Here is a 16,567-nt window from a genome sequence, read left to right on the forward strand (position 1 = left end):
TCGCCCGCACCCCGATCCCGGTCGGACTCGACGTCCGCCTGCCCGACGGGCTCGAACTCGCGACCGAGATCCAGCGCAACGTCTACTTCACGGTGAGCGAGCTGCTGACGAACACCACCAAGCACGCCGGGGCCGCAGCCGCGGGCGTGTACCTCGGACTCGTGGTCGACGCCTCCGGCCTCTGGTACCTCACGGTCAGCGTCACCGACGACGGCCGCGGTGGCGCCCGCCCGCAGGAAGGGCACGGCATCGAGGGGCTGATGGGCCGCATGCGTGCGCTCGACGGCGAACTGACGGTGTCCAGCCCCGAGGGCGGTCCGACCGAGGCGACGGCGCGGATCCCGCTCGGATCGCTGAACGGCGTGCCGACGGCGCGCGCCTGACACCACGGGGAGCGTCCGCGCTCCCGGTAGGCTGGTCGGCATGAGCGACGGCCCGGATGCAGCACGCATCCGGGCCGTCGTCGTCGACGACGCCGTCCTCCTGCGCGAGGGGCTCGCCCGTGTGCTCGACGAAGCCGGCATCGACGTCGTCGGCCAGTACGCCGACGCCGACTCGTTCCTCGCGACGCTCACCGACGACGCCCCCGACGTCGTCGTGATGGACGTGCGGATGCCGCCGACGTTCACGGACGAGGGGGTCCGCGCGGCCGTCGAGACCCGACGCCGGGCACCGCGCACGGGTGTGCTCCTGCTGTCCCAGTACGTCGAGGCCACCTACGCCGAGGACGTCCTCGCCGCGGGGGCGACCGGCATCGGCTACCTGCTCAAGGACCGGGTCACCCGGCTCGAGGAGATCGACGACGCCGTCCGCCGCATCGCCGCCGGCGGCACCGTGCTCGACCCCGAGGTCGTCACACAGCTCATGAGCCGTCGCCGCGACCCGCTCGCCGCGCTGACCCCGCGCGAGCGTGAGGTCCTCGGGCTGATGGCCGAGGGTCGCACGAACGCCGCGATCGCCCGCGCGCTCGTGATCGGCACCGGCGCGGTCGAGAAGCACGTCTCGAGCATCTTCGGCAAGCTCGCGCTCGAGGACACGGGCGAGGACCACCGCCGGGTCCTCGCCGTGCTGGCGTACCTCGGGTGACCGAGCCCGCAGGCGGCACCGAGCCCGCAGGCCGCACCGAGCCAGCGCGCGGCACCGAGCCAGCGCGCCGCACCGGGCCCGCGCGCCGGACGGTGCCCGCGCCGCTCCTGGCCCTCGCCGCCATGGTGTCGGTGCAGCTCGGCGCCGCGATCGCGAAGACCCGCTTCGACGAGGTCGGCTCGGTCGGTGCGGCGACCCTGCGGCTCGTGATCGGGGCGGTCGTGCTCGCCCTCGTGGTGCGCCCGCGCGTCCGGCACTGGACCCGGCAGCAGTGGCTCGGCGCCCTCGGCCTCGGGCTGGCGCTCGGCGGCATGAACGTGTTCATTTACGTCGCGTTCGCGAGCATCCCGATCGGCGTCGCGGTGACGATCGAGTTCCTCGGCCCGCTGGCGCTCTCGCTCGCCCACACCCGGCGGTGGCGGGACGTCCTCTGGGCGGTGCTGGCGCTCGTCGGCGTCGTGCTGCTCGGGGTCGGTCCGGCGGCCGTGACCGCGGTCGGCGGCGTCGTGTTCGCCGTCCTCGCCGCGGCGTGCTGGGCGGGCTACATCGTCATGAACCGGCACGTCGGCGCCGCGATCCCCGGCGTGGACGGCCTCGCGGTCTCGATGGTCGTCGCGATGCTCGTGTCGCTGCCGTTCGGTCTGCGGTCGGCCGTCGACGGGGTCGTCCGCGAGCCGGCGCTCCTCGTCGTCTTCGGCGGTGTCGCCGTGCTCTCGAGCGTGCTGCCGTACGCGCTCGAGATGCTGGCGCTCCGGCGGATGCCGACGCGCGTCTTCGGCGTGCTGCAGAGCCTCGGTCCGGCGATCGCGGCCCTCGCGGGCCTGCTGATCCTGCACGAGGCGCTCGCGGCGCTCGAGGTCGTCGCCCTCGCCTGCGTCACCGCGGCGAGCGTGGGGGTGACGCTGACCGCGCGACGCGCGCGCGGAGGCGGGCACGGTGGGCGGACTGGAGGCGCGGCGCACGTTCCGTGACCACGGAACGCGATCCGCGCCTCCTGGAAGACCCGCCTACTCGTCGCGGAGGAAGTCCGCGTACGTGGGTTCCGTGTGCTCACCCGTCAGGAGCGACGGGTCGTTGACCCGCCGTTCGACGTAGGCCGCGATGACCTCGGGCGGGGGTGAGCACGTGGGCGACCCAGGACGGCACCTCGCTCTTCTTCATGGTGCCTCCTCCCAGATGCAGCACTCGGATCGAATGTCTCGATCAGTGAGTTACTTGCTGAACCGGTACTGCGTAAACGATCCTCGCGATGTCGGGGGAAGTCAATGCGGTGCGTTCTCCGGACTGCTGCGGCGCGCGTCCGCCCGCAGGGTGCGGTGCTTCACGGCGGACCGCCACACCCACGCCTCCGCCTGCTGCCCGAACTGCGCCCACTCGACGAGCACGGCGTCACGGGTCCAGCTCTTCGCGAAGGCCTTCACCCGGACGTGGAACGTCGGGAACTGGATCCACGCCCACACCGGCACCGGGGTGACGGCGTGGCAGACGTCCGGGCCGCGGGCGTCGTCGGACAGGGAGTAGGCGCGCGGACGCTCGACCTCCGGGTGCTCCGGGGGCTGCCACCGGTTCTCGCGACGCCGTCCCACGACAGTATTCGAACGTGTGTTCGAACGGACGTCAAGTCGACCGCGTGCTCCGCGCGCGCCGACGACCCGGGATCGGCGTGTCGACGGACCCGCTGGACGTGTCAGGCGTGCGCGCGACCCGTGGACTCGCGCACGCTGAGCGTCAGGGAGGGCCCCGGTCGCGACGGCAGCGGGGTCCCCGCGTCGATCTGCTCGCGGAGGAGCGTCGCCGCCCGCTGCCCGAGCTCGACCGTGTCGCGCGTGAGCGAGGTGATCGACGGCCGCACGAGCCGCACCATCGCCGAGTCGTCGAACGACACGATCGACACGTCGGCCGGCACGCGGACGCCCATCTCGCTCGCCACGCCCAGTCCGGCGACCGCGAGCACGTCGTTGTCGTACACGATCGCGGTGGGCCGGACGCTCCGCGAGAGCAGGGTCCGGGTCGCACGCGCCCCCGCGTCGGCGGAGTAGTCGGTGGGGATCGACTCGGCGCCGTCCAGCCCCTCGGCCGCGGTGAACGCCCGGACGCGGTCGATCCGCATCGCCGTGTGCTCGAACTCGGGTCGCCCGGCGACGTGCGCGATCCGCCGGTGCCCGAGCGCGTGCAGGTACCGCAGCACGGTGTCGGTCGCGTCCGAGTCGTCGATCCAGACGGTCGGCGCCGCGGGCTCCGACGAGGGGTGCGACCCGACGACCACGGTGGGCATCCCGAGCTCGGCGAGCAGCGCGAGCCGGTCGTCGTCCCGCCGCGGGTCGATCACGATCACGCCGTCGACCCGGTGCCCGCGCCACCAGTCGCGGTAGGTCTGCAGCTCCTCGGCCGCGTCCCGCGCGACGAGCAGGTTCATCCCGACGTGGCTGCCGGCGAGCCCGAGCTGGATCCCGGAGATGAGGTCGCCGAAGAACGACTCGGTGCCGAGCGTGCGGGCCGGCCGGTTGAGCACGAAGCCGATCGAGCCGGCCTTCGCCCCGCCGAGTGCCCGCGCCGCGGTGTGCGGCTGCCAGTCGAGTTCGCGCGCGACGGCACGCACCCGTCTGCGGGTCTCGTCGGACACCCCGGGTCGGTCGTTGAGCGCGAACGAGACCGCGCTGATGGACACGCCGGCCCGGGCGGCGATGTCGGCGATCGTCGTGCGACGGTTCGTGGCCACGGGCTTGACTATAACGCTTTAGTTCGCAAACATCACTGCCACCGAACGGTTCGCCACACCCAACTGAACCGGTTCAGCAGCATCCGCAGCACGACGAAGGAGTCACGAGCGATGAAGAAGACCACACGCAGGACCACGGGACGCGCCGTGGCGCTGCTCGCCGGAGCGGCCGTCACGGCGCTCGCGCTGACCGCCTGCTCGAGCGGCAGCGGCGCCGACAGCGGCAGCGGCAGCGGGAAGATCGACGGGTCGATCACCCTGCAGACCTGGGCACTGACGCCGACGTACACCGACTACCTCAACGGCGTGATCAAGGACTTCGAGAAGCAGTACCCGGACGCCAAGGTCAAGCTCGTCGACCAGCCCGGCGACGGCTACGCCGACAAGGTCCTCAGCCAGGCCTCGTCGAACTCCCTGCCGGACGTCATCAACCTGCCGCCGGACATCGCCCTGCCCCTCGCCAAGCGCGGGTTCCTGCAGGACGTGGCGAAGGACGACTCGAAGCTCTCGAGCACCTACGTGAAGGGCGCGCTCGCCGCCTACAACTACAAGGGCGTCGACGGCACCTTCGGCTACCCCTGGTACCTCAACACGGACGTCGACTACTGGAACAAGTCGATGTTCGAGCAGTGCGGCCTCGACCCGGCGAACCCGCCGAAGACGACCGACGAGCTGTTCGCGCAGGCCGAGACCATGCACCAGAAGTGCCCGGACGACTACCTGATGAGCCGCAAGCCCGGCCTGTCGGACTTCTCCCTCGCCGGCGTCAAGATCATCAATGACCAGGGCACGAAGTTCACCTTCGCGAACTCGTCGAAGGCGGCCGACCTCATCGCGAAGTACGCCAAGGCCTACAAGGAGGGCCTCATGCCCTCGTCGGTGCTCAACACCGACTACCTCGGCAACTCCACCCTGTTCACGCAGGGCAAGGTCGCCTGGACCACCGGTGGCGCCACGGCGATCAGCGACTTCGAGAAGAACAACCCGTCGCTCAAGGGCAACATCGTGGTCTCCCCGGCCCTCGACAACCCGCCGCTGTACGTGCAGGGCCTCAGCGTCAGCGCCAAGAGCAAGCACGTCGCCACGGCCGAGGCGCTCGCCGCGTTCATGACGAACGCGAAGAACCAGGAGGCCTTCGCCCACCTGGTGAACATCTTCCCGTCGACCACCTCGTCGCAGTCCGACCCGTACTTCTCGAAGGACGACGGCACCGTCGAGGCCAAGGCCCGCGTGCTCGCCAACGACGCCCTGAAGACGGCGAAGAACCTCAACCCGGTCGAGGCGAACTCCGCGATGACCGACTTCCTCGACCAGCAGATCGCGCTGGCGATGAAGGGCGGCACGACGCCCGAGCAGGCGCTGCAGACCGCGCAGACCAAGATGAACAGCCTGCTGGCGAACAGCTGATGCGCGCCAACCGCTGGTTCACGCCCTGGCTGCTCGTCCTGCCGGCGCTCGTCTGGTTGCTCGCGTTCAGTCTCTGGCCGTCGATCAACACCGTCCGGCTGTCGTTCACGAACGCCAGCCCGCTCGGGGGCGTGAGCCAGTGGGTGGGCCTCAAGAACTTCGAGACGCTCCTCGCCGACCCGCAGGTCTGGGAGGCGCTCCTCAACAGCGTCATCTACATGGCGGTGTGCCTGCCGCTCCTGACGGTCCTGCCGCTCCTCATGGCGGTGCTCGTCGAACGGAAGCTCCCCGGCATCGCGTTCTTCCGGACCGCGTACTACACGCCGGTGATCGCCAGCGCGGTCGTCGTCGGGCTCATCTGGAACTGGATCCTCGACGACCGCGGGGTCATCAACGAGATGGCGCAGCACCTCGGGATCGTGCAGCAGTCGATCCCGTTCCTGACCGACCGGTGGCTGCTCGTCTTCAGCGCGATCAGCCTCACGGTCTGGAAGGGCCTCGGCTACTACATGATCATCTTCCTCGCGGCCCTCGGGAACGTCGGGAAGGACCTGCACGAAGCGGCCGCGCTCGACGGCGCCGGGTCCGTCCGGCGGTTCTGGTCGGTGACCATGCCGGGTGTCCGGGGGACCATGACCCTCGTCGGCATCCTCGTGTGCGTGAGCGCGCTCCGGGTGTTCAGCGAGCTCTACATCCTCACCAACGGCACGGGTGGCCCCGGCGGGCAGGACAACTCGCTCGTCATGCTCATCCAGCAGTACGCCCGCGGCTTCACCGGCAACCTCGGCTACGCGTCCGCCCTGAGCCTCCTGCTCTTCGTCGTGACGCTCATCCCGATGCTCGCCCTCGCCCGGATGAACAGCAAGGCGGAGAAGTGACCAACACGACCTCGACCACCGAACCCGTCCTCGGGGGCGCCGCCGGCGCGGCCGCACCCGCGCCGGACGTGACCGGCGCGACCGGCCGGACTCGCGCCTCCCGGCCGAACGGACGCAACGAACGCGACGGACGCACCGGACGCAAGCGGCGCCGCGCCGCGTGGGGCGTCATGTCCACCCGCGAGAAGGTCCTCCGCTACGTCCTGCTCGTCGTGGTGCTCTTCATCACGATCGGGCCGTTCCTCTGGCAGCTGTCGACCTCGCTCAAGGGCACGGGGGAGGACATCTACACGGCGAACCCGTCGTTCATCCCGACGCAGCCGACCTTCGGCAACTACCTGCGGGTGGGCGAGGCGATCCCCGTGTTCGGGTACATCGGCAACTCCCTCGTCGTCGCCGCGATCGACGTGCTCGGCAACATCGTGTTCGCCACCCTCGCGGGGTTCGCGCTCGCGCGCCTGCAGTGGCGCTTCCGCAAGGCCGTGCTCGGGCTCTTCCTCGCCACCCTGGTGCTGCCGGGCGAGGCGACGATCATCTCCCAGTTCGTCACCGTGAAGGACCTCGGGCTCGCCGACTCCCTCGTCGGCGTCGCGCTCCCGGGCATGATCGCCGCGCTCAACGTCCTGCTCATGTTCAACGCGTTCCGGCAGATCCCCGAGGAGATCGACCAGGCCGCCGTGATGGACGGCGCGAACGCCCTGCAGCGGCTCCGGTACATCTCGCTGCCCGCCGTGCAGGGGACCATCGCCGTCATCGCGATCTTCTCGTTCATCGGCGCGTGGGACGACTTCCTCTGGCCGCTCATCGTGCTGCAGTCGCCGGACAAGCTGACCCTGACAGTCGGCCTGCAGTACCTGCAGGGCACCTTCGCGACCGACCAGCGCATGATCGCCGCCGGCACGATGATCGCGTTCATCCCGATCGCGGTGATCTTCTCGATCCTGCAGCGCTTCTTCTTCAAGGGCGTCGAAGAGGGCGGGGTGAAGGGCTGATGCGCTTCGGCGTCAACCACACCCCCTCGGTCGGCTGGTTCCACTCGTGGCTCGACTTCTCGCCGTCGGACACGGCCAGGGACATGGAGCAGATCGCGTCGCTCGGCGCGGACCACGTGCGGATCTTCCCGCTCTGGCCCGTCGTCCAGCCGAACCGGACGCTCATCCGGCGCCAGGCACTCGCGGACGTCGCGACCGTGGTCGACATCGCGGGGTCGTTCGGCCTCGACGTCAACGTCGACGCGCTGCAGGGGCACCTGTCGAGCTTCGACTTCGTGCCGTCCTGGCTCGACAGCTGGCACCGCCGCAACATGTTCACCGACCCCGCGGTCGTCACGTCGACGGCCACCTACGTCGAGGCGCTCGCCGCGGCCGTCGCCGACAAGCCGAACCTGCTCGGCATCACCATCGGCAACGAGGTGAACCAGTTCGCGCACGCGCCGCACCCGACGCCGCACGACATCACGGCGGCGCAGGGGCACGCCTGGGCGGCGGCGATGGTCGCGGCGGCGCGGGCCGGGCTGGCGTCCGGCGTCGACCTGGAGGCGCGGCTCGGCTCGGCGCCGTCGGCACGCCCCGGCACGGGGTCGCGTACGCGGCCGCTGGTCACCGTCGCGCAGTACGACGCGGCCTGGTACGACGACGCCCAGCCGTTCGGCCCCGAACACGCGGCCGACCACGGCGACGCGACCGTCACGCACTCGTGGGTGTTCAACGGCTCGGCGGCGCTGCACGGGGCGCTCGGTGCCGGATCGGTCCGGCACGGGGAGTACCTGCTGCAGCTCGCCGCGGCCTGGAACCACGACGCCGGGCGGCCGAACTGGCTGCAGGAGGTGGGCGCCCCGACGAACGTCGTCGACCCCGCCGACGCCGCGTCGTTCACCAAGCAGACGATCCGGCACGTGCTCGACGCGCAGGACGTCCTCGGCGTCACCTGGTGGTGCTCGCACGACGTCTCCCGGTCCCTCGCGGACTTCCCGGAGCTCGAGTACGACCTCGGCCTGTTCACGAACGACGGTCGGCTGAAGCCCGCCGGCGAGGCGTTCGCCGCCCTCGCCCACGAGCACGGCACCCGCGGCCGGGCCGACACGACCGGTGCCGTGTCCGCACCACCGCCGGCCACCGCGCTCGTGCTCGACGACGTGCTGGCCGACGGCACCGCACGCGGCGGGCTCCGGGCCGACTGCGCGCCGGGCGGCCGGTTCGCCGCGGCCTGGCTCGACCTCGCCTCGGCCGCCGCCGACGGACGCGGGCCCCAGGTGGTCCTGCGCTCGCGACTCCACGACGACGCGCTGCTCGCCGCGCGGGGCATCACCCGGTGCGTCGAGGTCCCCGAGGGCGCCGCCACCGCGCTCCTGTCGGTCGCCCACCCCGCGACGATGGCCTGAGCCGACCACCACCCCGCACGACCCGCACGACCTCGCACGACCCGCACCACCGTCCGACCCGCCGGCACCGACGCCGGCCCTCCCACCAGGAAGGCCCCCATGCACGACGACATCCCCCTCACCACCGGCCGAGCGCGACGCGTCCTCGACGAGCGCATCCTGCCGGCGGTGCACGCCACCGCGACGCCGCTCGACACCGCGTGGCACGAGCTGCCGGGCGAGCCGATCCCGCCGGCGTCGGGCCTGGCGCTCGAGTACTCGCCGTACGAGGTGGGCACGACCTGGGGCGCCGCGTGGGGGACGACCTGGTTCCGGCTGCGCGGCACCGTGCCGACCGAGTGGGCCGGGAAGCGCGTGGAGGCCGTCGTCGACCTCGGCTTCGACAAGAACATGCCGGGGTTCCAGTGCGAGGGCCTCGTCTACCGCGCGGACGGCACGCCCGTGAAGTCGATCAACCCCCGCAACCAGTGGGTGCTCGTCGCAGAGGAGGCCGTCGGCGGCGAGACCGTCGAGCTCTTCGTCGAGGCGGCCTCCAACCCCGTCCTGCTCGACTACCACCCCTTCCTCCCGACGCAGGAGGGCGACGTCCAGACCTCGTCGTCGGTGCGCCTCTACACGTCGCGCCGGATGGACCTCGCCGTCTTCGAGTCCGAGGTGCACGAACTCGCGCTCGACATCGACGTCCTGCTCGAACTGCAGGCCGAGCTGCCCGAGGGGCCGCGGCGCATGCGGATCCTGCAGGCGCTCGACGACGCGCTCGACCGACTCGACCTGCAGCACATCGCAGCCACCGCCGGTGACGCGCGTGCGGCGCTCGCCGAGGTCCTCGCCGCACCGGCCGAGGCGTCGGCGCACACGATCTCCGCCGTCGGGCACGCGCACATCGACTCCGCCTGGCTCTGGCCGGTCCGCGAGACGATCCGCAAGGTCGCCCGCACCACCTCGACGATGACCGAGCTCATCGACCAGACCGACGACTTCCTGTACGGCATGTCGAGCGCGCAGCAGTACGCGTGGATCAAGGAGCACCGGCCCGAGGTCTACGCCCGGGTCACGGCCGCCGTCGAGGCGGGGCGCTTCCTGCCGATCGGCGGCATGTGGGTGGAGTCCGACACCGTGATGCCGACCGGCGAGAGCATCGTCCGCCAGTTCTCACAGGGGCAGCGCTTCTTCGAGCGCGAGTTCGGCATCCGTCCGAAGGGCGTCTGGCTGCCCGACAGCTTCGGGTACTCGCCCGCCCTGCCGCAGCTCATGCGCCGCGCGGGCTTCGAGTGGTTCTTCACGCAGAAGATCTCGTGGAACCAGGTCAACAAGTTCCCGCACCACACGTTCCTCTGGGAGGGCATCGACGGCTCGCGGGTCTTCTCCCACTTCCCGTCGATGGACACGTACAACTCGCGTCTGTCCGGCAGCGAGGTCGCCAAGGCCTCCCGGCAGTTCCGCGAGAACCGTCTGGCGACCGGTTCGATCGCGCCGGTCGGCTGGGGAGACGGCGGCGGCGGCACCACCCGCGAGATGACCGGCACGGCGAAGCGCCTCGCGGACCTCGAGGGCAGCGCCAAGGTCCGCTGGGAGCACCCGGACGAGTTCTTCGACCGCGCGAAGGCCGAGCTGCCCGACCCGCCCGTGTGGGTGGGGGAGCTGTACCTCGAGCTGCACCGTGCCACGCTCACCAGCCAGCACCAGACCAAGCAGGGCAACCGCCGGTCGGAGCAGCTCCTCCTCGAGGCCGAGCTCTGGGCGTCGACCGCCGCCGCCCGCACCGACTTCGCGTACCCGTACGACGAACTCGACGCCCTCTGGCAGCAGGTCCTCCTGCAGCAGTTCCACGACATCCTGCCGGGCACCTCGATCGCCTGGGTGCACCGTGAGGCGGTCGCGAAGTACGCCGAGACGGCCCGTGCGCTGACCGCGATCATCGACCGGGCGCTCGCGGCGCTCGCCGGTGTCGGAGCGGCGGCCGTCGTCGTGAACCCCGCCCCGTTCCTCCAGGCCGGTGCACCCGCGCAGGGCGCGGTCCTGGCGACCGACCTGGCGGAGCCGACCGCGGTGGCACTGACCGAGCAGGACGGCGGGTACGTGCTCGCCAACGACCTCGTCCGGATCGTCGTCGACCGGCGCGGCCTCGTGACGAGTGCGGTCGACCTGGCGAGCGGGCGCGAGGCGATCGCCCCCGGGCAGGCCGCGAACCTGCTGCAGCTCCACCAGGACTTCCCGAACATGTGGGACGCGTGGGACGTCGACCGCTACTACCGCAACCGGGCCGAGGACCTCGTCACGGTGTCGTCGCTCGACGCCTCGGTCGGGACGGACGGGGTCGCCCGTGTCGTCGTCGAGCGGGCCTTCGGGGACTCGACCGTGCGCCAGGAGATCCTGCTCGCGCCCGGCTCCCGCACCCTCGAGTTCGACCAGACGACCGACTGGCACGAGACCGAGAAGTTCCTCAAGGTGGCGTTCCCGCTCGACGTCCGTGCCGAGCACACCGTCGCCGAGACGCAGTTCGGGGCGCAGAAGCGGGTGACGCACACGAACACCTCGTGGGAGGCCGCGAAGTTCGAGACCTCGATGCACCGCTACGTCCTGGTCGCCGAGCCGGGCTTCGGCGTCGCGCTCGTGAACGACTCGATCCACGGGTTCGACACCACCCGCGACGCGGTCGACGGGCACGTCACCACCACCGTGCGGCTCTCGCTGCTGCGGGCACCGCGGTTCCCCGACCCCGAGACCGACCAGGGCGTGCAGACCCACCGGTACGGCATCGTCGTCGGGACCGACCAGCTCGGCGCGACCTCGGCGGGTGTGGTCATGAACGCCCCCGTGCGGACGGTCACGGGCGCGCACGGCTTCGCGCCGCTCGTGCGGGTGTCCGGGGGCGTCGTGCTGTCGAGCGTGAAGCTCGCCGACGACCGCTCCGGCGACCTGGTCGTGCGGGTGTACGAGCCGTCGGGGCGCCGGGGGAGCGGCGGCATCGCAGTGGCCGAGGGCGACGGCAACGCCTTCGGGCCCGGCGCCGAGGTCACGCTGCTCGAGGAGCCGCTGTCGGCGGCAGGCGACGCGGCCTCAGACCCCGTCGCCGCGTCCTCGGACCCCGTCGGCGCGTCCCCGGACCCCGTCGACGCGTCCTCGTTCGCCGTCGACGCCTACGAGGTGCGCACCTTCCGGTTCCCGCGCGTGCGCGGCTGAGACCCCGGCGCCGGGACTTCGGGTGTCCCGGCGCCGGCCCCGGTCGGCGACCGCCGGCCGGTTCGTCACTCGAAGAGGAGTGCCATGAAGAAGTCCATGCAGTTCGGGATCGTGGCGGCGATCGCCGCGATGGTGGTCGCACCGCTCGTGCCGGCGGCAGCGTCCGCCGCACCGTCGCCCACCGGCCTAGCACACGGCGTCGGGGCCTACCACGGGGTCGGCCACGGCGCGCAGCCGCACGCCACCCCGACGAAGTCCGGGCCGACGAGCATCGCCTACGTCGAGGTCAACAACGACCAGCTCGCCAACGTCGGTCGCTACCAGTTGGCGAACGGCGCGAACGCGTTCGACGTCGCGATCATCTTCGCGGCGAACATCAACTGGAACGGCTCGAAGGCCGTCCTGTACAACAACGAGAACGTGCAGGCGACGCTCGACGACGCGGCCACGCAGATCAGGCCGCTGCAGGCGAAGGGCATCAAGGTCTCGCTGTCGATCCTCGGCAACCACCAGGGTGCCGGGATCGCCAACTTCCCGACCCAGGCAGCTGCCGAGGACTTCGCCGCCCAGGTCTCCGCCACCGTGTCGAAGTACGGGCTCGACGGCGTCGACCTCGACGACGAGTACTCCGACTACGGCACGAACGGCACCCCGCAGCCGAACCAGCAGTCGATCGGCTGGCTCATCAGCGCGCTCCGTGCCGACATGCCGGGCAAGCTCATCTCGTTCTACGACATCGGCCCGGCGTCCTCGGCGCTGTCCTCGTCGAGCAGCACCATCGGCTCGAAGCTCGACTACGCCTGGAACCCGTACTACGGCACCTACTCGGCGCCGTCGATCCCGGGGCTCGACAAGTCGCGTCTGTCCGCTGCCGCGGTCGACGTCCAGAACACTCCGCAGTCCACGGCCGTCTCGCTCGCGCAGCGCACCAAGGCCGACGGGTACGGCGTCTTCATGACGTACAACCTGCCGGACGGTGACGTCTCGCCGTACGTGTCGTCGATGACGCAGGTGCTCTACGGGCAGGCCGCCACGTACCACTGACGTCGCGTCCGGTGCGGCGACTCGCGCCCCGCGTCTCCGCGGCTCCGGCCAGGAGGCGCGGGGCGCGCCCGTCCCGTCGCGCGCCTCGTTGACGGAGCGGGTCCCGCGCGCTTCGTTGCCGGCGCAGGTTCCGTGCGCCTGCTGGCCGGAGCAGGTTCCGTGCGCCTGCTGGCCGGAGCAGGTTCCGTGCGCCTGCTGGCCGGAGCAGGTTCCGTGCGCCTGCTGGCCGGAGCAGGTCTCACGCGCCCGCTGGCCGGAGCAGGTTTCGTGCGTGCGCGCTGACCGTTCTGGTTCGCGGAACCCGGGGATCGTGAACCGGAACGGTCACGAACGCGGCCGACCCCACCCGTCCGCGTGCGGCGCGCCGTACGATCGCGACGTGGAGCTCGAGTTCAGCGGCGAGGTGATCGAGTGGCGCGGCCCGGCGCCCTACTTCTACGCGGTCGTGCCTCCGGACGCCGCCGAGGTCATCCACGAGCTCGCGCCGATGCTCACCTACGGCTGGGGTGTGATCCCGGCGCGCGTGACGATCGGGTCGGTGACCTGGACGACCTCGCTGTTCCCGAAGGACAGCGGGTACCTCGTGCCGTTGCGCGCGGCGGAACGGAAGCGTGCGGGAGTCGAGCTGGGCGACGAACCCGTGCTCACCCTCGAGCTCGGCGGCCCCTGAGCCGCGCGGACGGACGTCGTGTGCGCGGACATCGCGCGCACTCCGGTCACCAGCGCCGTCGGAGTTCCGCCGCGACGAGGTCGGTCGTCGTGCTCGTGATCGCCGGAGCGTGTCCGCCGACCGCGCGGCGATGGGCACGTTCGCGGGCGGTGACCGCTCGGAGTGCGCGGCGCTCGGCGTGCCGGAGGCTCCAGCGGACGAGCGCCAGACCGAGCCGGTTCGTCAGGACCTCGACCGGCGAGATCGGCGGGACCGGAAGCGTGCGGGGCTGGTAGGTGGTCACGGTGTCGGCTCCTCGTCGATGATCGGGACGCTGCGGACCTGGGCGAACACGCGGCGGACGCCCTCGGGGAGGTCGGCGACCTGCCCGCGGATGGCTCTGTACCGCTCGATGACGCCCTCGAACTCGCGCCACATCGCGCTGTACTCGTCGGCGGTGAGCGCCACGTAGGTCGACGATCCCGAGACGCCGCGCCAGTCGGCGGGCACGGACTCGGGATCGCGGGTGGTCCAGTCACGGACCAGGTCGTTCTCGGCCTCCATGACCGCCAAGCTCGCGAGCTGTGTCGCGGTCTGGTGTGCGGGGGAGGGCGCCGGACCCTCGTCGGGGTCGCCGATGCTGATGCGTCCGGCGGTGCGCTCCCACCAGCGTTCGCGAGCGTTGCCCCGGTCGGGGAGCTCGTGCACGAACCCGTGCCGCTCGAGCTGCCGGAGGTGGTAGCTCGTCGATCCACTCGACTCGCCCAACTTCGCGCCGAGCGAGGTCGCGGTCGACGGGCCCTGCTGGGAGAGCAGGTCGAGCAGCCGCGCCCGGAGCGGGTGCGCCAACGCCTTGAGTGCGGCGACGTCGAGGATGCGGGTCTCGTCGGTCATGGCACGACCGTACACCGCAAAGACCCGTTTGCAAACACTTCTTCGCAAACTGTTCTTTGCGATGCCTTCGGTCGACCGGTGCTCCGTGCTCGTTCCGCACCGTGCGGACTCCTCCAGTCGGTGCGGGGTTGGTCGCTCGGTGCGGCGCTACAAGCTCGCACCGAGCGTGCAGACCGCCACCGGGTGCGCAGGACAACACCGTGCGCGCGCCCGGCGCGGAACCCGGCACCGTGCGGACTCCGCCGGCCGGTGTGGGGTTGGTCGCTCGGTGCCGCGCCACAAGCTCGCACCGAGCGTGCAGCCGGCACCGCTTGCACAAGCCGGCACCATGCGCGCGCTCGGCGGGCGGGCCGGCACCGTGCGGACTCGTCCGGCCGGTGCGGGGTTGGTCGCTCGGTGCGGCGCTACAAGCTCGCACCGAGCGTGCAGCCCGGCACCGCTTGCGCAAGCCGGCACCGTGCGCGCACCCGGCGGGCGAGCCGGCACCGTGCGGACTTGTCCAGCCGGTGCAGGGTTGGTCGCTGGGTGCCGCGCTACAAGCTCGCACCGAGCGTGCAGACCGGCACCGCTTGGGCAAGACGGCACCGTGCGCGCACGGCAGCCGGGAGACGCGACTGCGGAGACGCAACCGGAGGAGTGGAGGGGATGACGGGAATCGAACCCGCGTGGCCAGTTTGGAAGACTGGGGCTCTACCATTGAGCTACATCCCCGCGCCCGCGCACCAGGCGCAGCCCGACCATCGTAGCGGACGAACGAGCACCGACATGCCACCACGCACCGTGCCGTCCCGGGTCGTGCTCCCGCCGAGCGATCGGGATGCCCGGCGGATCAAGCGGTCACGGGTCCTCTCGTACGTGCTGGTCGTCCTCGCGGCGACGGCGTTCTCGCTGCGCCCGGAGCTGTTCGGGGACCCGCAGACCCAGCCCGCGCACGCGGTCCTGCACGGCTGGCGCATCGTCGTCGGCATCGTGCTCGCGGTCGCCGCGCTCGGCGTCCAGGTCGTGGTCGGCGTCCGGTGGCGGGCGGGCCTGCGCCGGCGCGCGCACGACGACACCGGAGACGACTCCGAGCCTTCCGGGAACCGCGCACCCGGGGACCGCTAGACTCATCGGCGTCGCATGCGCCTGCCGGCGTGAGCGGACACCCCTGGCCCAGTCGAACGGGGCGTAGCTCAGCTTGGTAGAGCGCCCGCTTTGGGAGCGGGAGGTCGCAGGTTCAAATCCTGTCGCCCCGACCAGGTCCACCAGAACACCGACCACACGAACGTCAACCAACAGGAGTACTCCCCTTGGCCACCAGCACCGTCGACAAGGTGAGCGACACCCGCGTCAAGCTCACCGTGAACGTGACGCCGGAAGATCTCAAGCCGAGCATCGACCACGCGTACAAGCACATCGCCGAGCAGATCAACATCCCCGGCTTCCGCAAGGGCAAGGTCCCGCCGGCGATCGTCGACCAGCGTGTCGGCCGCGGCGAGGTCCTGAACCACGCCGTCGGTGACGCCATCGACAACTTCTACCGCCAGGCGGTGGAGGAGCAGGAGCTGCGCATCCTCGGTCGCGCCGAGGCCGACGTCGCCGAGCTCCCGAACGTGAAGGACTTCACGGGCGACCTCGTCCTCACCTTCGAGGTGGACGTGCGTCCCGAGTTCGACCTGCCGGAGTACGACAAGTACGAGCTGACCGTCGACGCGGTCGAGGTCTCCGACGACGAGATCGAAGAGGAGCTGCAGAACCTGCGCACCCGCTTCGGCACCCTCGTGACCGTCGACCGCCCGGCCACGACCGGCGACTTCGCCCAGATCGACCTCACCGCCACGATCGGTGACGACGAGGTCGACTCGGCCACCGGCGTCTCCTACGAGATCGGCTCGGGCGACCTGCTCGAGGGCATCGACGAGGCGCTCGAGTCCCTGACCGCCGGCGAGTCCACCACCTTCGAGTCCAAGCTCGTCGGTGGCGACCGCGAGGGCGAGACCGCCCAGATCGCCGTGACCGTCACCGCCGTCAAGGAGCGCGAGCTCCCCGAGGCCGACGACGAGTTCGCCCAGATCGCCAGCCAGTTCGACACGATCGACGAGCTCAAGGCGGACCTCAAGGAGCAGATCGCGAAGTCCAAGACCTTCGGTCAGGGCGCCGCGGCTCGCGACAAGCTCGTCGAGAAGCTCATCGAGGACGTCGACATCCCGATCTCGGAGCAGCTCATCGAGGACGAGGTGCACCGTCACCTCGAGCAGGAGAACCGCCTCGAGGACGACGAGCACCGCAAGGAGGTCTCCGAGTCCAGCGAGAAGGCCTTTCGCTCGCAGATCCTCCTCGACTCGATC

The 16,567-nt window shown here is 71.2% G+C and carries 16 protein-coding genes and 2 tRNA genes; 13 read left to right on the plus strand and 5 right to left on the minus strand.

The features are described from left to right. The 3 genes from I5E_RS13605 to I5E_RS13615 all read left to right on the plus strand — a co-directional run. Window positions 1-383 (plus strand): sensor histidine kinase (locus I5E_RS13605; RefSeq protein WP_031262731.1); only part of this gene is annotated, 383 nt, incomplete at its 5' end. A 40-nt stretch (window positions 384-423) separates the two neighbouring features. Next, complete coding sequence (locus I5E_RS13610; protein ID WP_022907474.1) at window positions 424-1,086, plus strand: response regulator transcription factor; 663 nt, start codon at window positions 424-426, stop codon at window positions 1,084-1,086. Then, a complete protein-coding gene (locus I5E_RS13615; protein WP_022907475.1) occupies window positions 1,083-2,057 on the plus strand; it encodes an EamA family transporter in 975 nt (324 codons plus the stop codon). Before I5E_RS13610 ends, I5E_RS13615 begins: the two co-directional genes overlap by 4 nt. A gap of 291 nt (window positions 2,058-2,348) precedes the next feature. Here the strand turns inward: I5E_RS13615 and I5E_RS21805 are convergent, their stop codons facing one another. Continuing rightward, window positions 2,349-2,672, minus strand: coding sequence for a hypothetical protein (locus I5E_RS21805; protein ID WP_022907476.1), 324 nt, complete (start codon window positions 2,670-2,672; stop codon window positions 2,349-2,351). A gap of 101 nt (window positions 2,673-2,773) precedes the next feature. Then, a complete protein-coding gene (locus tag I5E_RS13625) occupies window positions 2,774-3,805 on the minus strand; it encodes a LacI family DNA-binding transcriptional regulator (RefSeq protein ID WP_022907477.1) in 1,032 nt (343 codons plus the stop codon). 111 nt (window positions 3,806-3,916) lie between these two features. Here I5E_RS13625 and I5E_RS13635 point away from each other — a divergent pair, with 111 nt between their 5' ends. From I5E_RS13635 to I5E_RS13665, 7 genes are all read left to right on the plus strand, one after another. After that, window positions 3,917-5,212: an ABC transporter substrate-binding protein gene (locus I5E_RS13635; RefSeq protein ID WP_042723887.1), complete on the plus strand. Its 1,296-nt coding sequence runs from the start codon at window positions 3,917-3,919 to the stop codon at window positions 5,210-5,212. Beyond that, a complete protein-coding gene (locus I5E_RS13640; RefSeq protein WP_022907480.1) occupies window positions 5,212-6,090 on the plus strand; it encodes a carbohydrate ABC transporter permease in 879 nt (292 codons plus the stop codon). The genes I5E_RS13635 and I5E_RS13640 overlap by 1 nt, the downstream gene beginning before the upstream one ends. Continuing rightward, window positions 6,087-7,082, plus strand: coding sequence for a carbohydrate ABC transporter permease (locus I5E_RS13645; RefSeq protein ID WP_022907481.1), 996 nt, complete (start codon window positions 6,087-6,089; stop codon window positions 7,080-7,082). The genes I5E_RS13640 and I5E_RS13645 overlap by 4 nt, the downstream gene beginning before the upstream one ends. Next, entirely contained in the window at window positions 7,082-8,470 is a 1,389-nt protein-coding gene (locus I5E_RS13650; protein WP_022907482.1) for a glycoside hydrolase 5 family protein, read from the plus strand. The genes I5E_RS13645 and I5E_RS13650 overlap by 1 nt, the downstream gene beginning before the upstream one ends. A 99-nt stretch (window positions 8,471-8,569) precedes the next feature. After that, entirely contained in the window at window positions 8,570-11,653 is a 3,084-nt protein-coding gene (locus tag I5E_RS13655; protein ID WP_022907483.1) for an alpha-mannosidase, read from the plus strand. 84 nt (window positions 11,654-11,737) lie between these two features. Further along, window positions 11,738-12,697: an endo-beta-N-acetylglucosaminidase H gene (locus tag I5E_RS13660; RefSeq protein WP_031262736.1), complete on the plus strand. Its 960-nt coding sequence runs from the start codon at window positions 11,738-11,740 to the stop codon at window positions 12,695-12,697. Between the two features lie 379 nt (window positions 12,698-13,076). Next, complete coding sequence (locus I5E_RS13665) at window positions 13,077-13,367, plus strand: DUF1905 domain-containing protein (protein WP_031262738.1); 291 nt, start codon at window positions 13,077-13,079, stop codon at window positions 13,365-13,367. 46 nt (window positions 13,368-13,413) lie between these two features. On the opposite strand, the gene I5E_RS13670 is transcribed toward I5E_RS13665, so the two are convergent. The 3 genes from I5E_RS13670 to I5E_RS13680 form a co-directional block, all read right to left on the minus strand. Next, window positions 13,414-13,650, minus strand: a complete 237-nt coding sequence (locus I5E_RS13670) for a hypothetical protein (RefSeq protein WP_022907485.1) — start codon at window positions 13,648-13,650, stop codon at window positions 13,414-13,416. Further along, the gene (locus I5E_RS13675) at window positions 13,647-14,240 is read right to left on the minus strand and encodes an ArsR/SmtB family transcription factor (protein WP_022907486.1); all 594 of its coding nucleotides are present in this window, start codon (window positions 14,238-14,240) and stop codon (window positions 13,647-13,649) included. The genes I5E_RS13670 and I5E_RS13675 overlap by 4 nt, the downstream gene beginning before the upstream one ends. 637 nt (window positions 14,241-14,877) lie before the next feature. Then, window positions 14,878-14,951 (minus strand) — tRNA-Gly (locus I5E_RS13680). Window positions 14,952-15,005: 54 nt separating this feature from the next. Between I5E_RS13680 and I5E_RS13685 the strand changes: the two genes are divergently transcribed. The 3 genes from I5E_RS13685 to tig form a co-directional block, all read left to right on the plus strand. Continuing rightward, window positions 15,006-15,344, plus strand: a complete 339-nt coding sequence (locus I5E_RS13685; protein WP_022907487.1) for a hypothetical protein — start codon at window positions 15,006-15,008, stop codon at window positions 15,342-15,344. Between the two features lie 57 nt (window positions 15,345-15,401). Further along, window positions 15,402-15,478 (plus strand) — tRNA-Pro (locus I5E_RS13690). Window positions 15,479-15,529: 51 nt separating this feature from the next. Continuing rightward, a partial coding sequence (gene tig / locus I5E_RS13695; protein ID WP_022907488.1) for a trigger factor occupies window positions 15,530-16,567 on the plus strand: 1,038 nt, incomplete at its 3' end.

This window comes from Curtobacterium sp. B18, from assembly GCF_000333375.1.
GTDB lineage: Bacteria > Actinomycetota > Actinomycetes > Actinomycetales > Microbacteriaceae > Curtobacterium.

Excerpts from the sequence above, each read along its gene's own strand:
- I5E_RS13660 (WP_031262736.1), top strand. The coding sequence starts at position 11,738 with ATGAAGAAGTCCATGCAGTTCGGGATCGTGGCGGCGATCGCCGCGATG.
- I5E_RS13685 (WP_022907487.1), top strand. The coding sequence starts at position 15,006 with ATGCCACCACGCACCGTGCCGTCCCGGGTCGTGCTCCCGCCGAGCGAT.
- I5E_RS13635 (WP_042723887.1), top strand. The coding sequence starts at position 3,917 with ATGAAGAAGACCACACGCAGGACCACGGGACGCGCCGTGGCGCTGCTC.
- I5E_RS13610 (WP_022907474.1), top strand. The coding sequence starts at position 424 with ATGAGCGACGGCCCGGATGCAGCACGCATCCGGGCCGTCGTCGTCGAC.
- I5E_RS13640 (WP_022907480.1), top strand. The coding sequence starts at position 5,212 with ATGCGCGCCAACCGCTGGTTCACGCCCTGGCTGCTCGTCCTGCCGGCG.
- I5E_RS13650 (WP_022907482.1), top strand. The coding sequence starts at position 7,082 with ATGCGCTTCGGCGTCAACCACACCCCCTCGGTCGGCTGGTTCCACTCG.
- I5E_RS13675 (WP_022907486.1), bottom strand. The coding sequence starts at position 14,240 with ATGACCGACGAGACCCGCATCCTCGACGTCGCCGCACTCAAGGCGTTG.
- I5E_RS13655 (WP_022907483.1), top strand. The coding sequence starts at position 8,570 with ATGCACGACGACATCCCCCTCACCACCGGCCGAGCGCGACGCGTCCTC.